Below are 429 nucleotides of genomic sequence, written 5' to 3' on the forward strand. Positions count from 1 at the left end.
GCCGATTATCCGTTTCAGTTTGCCATGATCGCATTCAATCACGTTGTTCCGGTACTTAATCTGTCGGTGTTCAACGTCAGACGGGCACCGGCCTTCGCGTTTGAGCAGAGCAAGCGCGCGACCATAGGCGGGCGCTTTATCCGTGTTGATGAATCGCGGGATCTGCCACTTCTTCACGTTGTTGAGGATTTTACCCAGAAACCGGTATGCAGCTTTGCTGTTACGACGGGAGGAGAGATAAAAATCGACAGTGCGGCCCCGGCTGTCGACGGCCCGGTACAGATACGCCCAGCGGCCATTGACCTTCACGTAGGTTTCATCCATGTGCCACGGGCAAAGATCGGAAGGGTTACGCCAGTACCAGCGCAGCCGTTTTTCCATTTCAGGCGCATAACGCTGAACCCAGCGGTAAATCGTGGAGTGATCGAC

At 54.8% G+C, this 429-nt stretch carries 1 pseudogene; it reads right to left on the reverse strand.

The features are described from left to right. Positions 1–429: pseudogene (locus CWI75_RS18215) on the reverse strand (IS6-like element IS26 family transposase); the annotation flags it as partial.

The sequence above is a fragment of the Kineobactrum sediminis genome (assembly GCF_002868715.1).
GTDB lineage: Bacteria > Pseudomonadota > Gammaproteobacteria > Pseudomonadales > Halieaceae > Kineobactrum > Kineobactrum sediminis.